Below are 619 nucleotides of genomic sequence, written 5' to 3'. Positions count from 1 at the left end.
CCAGAAAGCTGTGTGCCCATATTCACCATACAATAAGGCACGCGGGTGACGTCGGTTAAGGCATAAGGCTCCCAATAGCCGATATTTACCCCAACTTGAACAAAGATAGGCGGCGGTTTAGGGCAGTAGGATATTGGCAGTGTCGGGTTATTGGTGTCGGGGTATTTGGAAGGCATCACGGTGGCAGAGCCGATGGTCATGGGAAATAAACAGTCCCAACAGATGTCTGTGATGGGATTGATAAAACGGCTTTTGCACGCCGCACTGGCTGCTAGGGTGGATGGGGCAATAAAAACCAATAGGCAGCACAGCAATAAAGGAAAGTGTCGCTGTTTCATAGGGTGTCCTTTTCCACGCGTTGCGTGGTACTCCTTTTGCCTCTACAAGAGGCTTCGCCTCGTTATAGCAGTCAAAAGCGAGCTTGATTAACAATGAGAGGGTGTTGCTTGGAAGAATGATCAAGAATTGCTGTCGGCTTTTCTTGATGATATCCAAGGTGGTAAGTCATTGTTCTATCTCCAAGGGCTGCAAGCCTGAGACGTTGATTTCATCGATGCGCCAGCGTGTGCCTTCTTGATAAGCAATGGCGGGAACATGAGTAATGTTCAATCTGCTGGTT

General features: G+C 48.5%; 1 protein-coding gene and 1 pseudogene. Both read right to left on the bottom strand.

Going from position 1 to position 619, the window contains the following annotated elements:
• Window positions 1-338 (bottom strand): TraU family protein (locus tag OH459_RS28085; protein ID WP_269989903.1); only part of this gene is annotated, 338 nt, incomplete at its 3' end.
• Between the two features lie 166 nt (window positions 339-504).
• Window positions 505-619 (bottom strand): annotated as a pseudogene (locus tag OH459_RS28080) (type-F conjugative transfer system protein TraW); the annotation flags it as partial.

Source organism: Vibrio sp. MM46 (assembly GCF_027587135.1).
Lineage (GTDB): Bacteria > Pseudomonadota > Gammaproteobacteria > Enterobacterales > Vibrionaceae > Vibrio > Vibrio harveyi.
This window is presented reverse-complemented; position numbering and strand designations above follow the sequence as displayed.